At 41.8% G+C, this 261-nt stretch carries 1 protein-coding gene; it reads right to left on the bottom strand.

What is annotated here, in order from left to right; all coding sequences use genetic code 11:
• Nucleotides 1-261, bottom strand: a 261-nt coding sequence (locus MWU32_RS00050) for a group II intron maturase-specific domain-containing protein (protein ID WP_317235139.1), incomplete at both ends; no start/stop codon positions are given.

Here is a 261-nt window from a genome sequence, read left to right on the forward strand (position 1 = left end):
CGGTTTCTTAACCAAGCATCTAGCTTTTTAAGTTTAGCATAACTCTGGGTCAGCCGATAGTTGTTAATCCATCCCCGACAGACTTCATTGAGCCGACCAAGCCGTTCTAACAGCGATATAGGTTTGGTCTTCTGGGTAATACGCTTTAACGTACGTTTAAACTTGTCCCAACTCTTTTGTGATACAACTAATTGATACTGCCCTTTTGTTCCCTTTTTGTAGACAGGTACAAAACCGTGTCCAAGCAGTTCGAAATGTACA

The sequence above is a fragment of the Gelidibacter sp. F63206 genome (assembly GCF_023015735.1).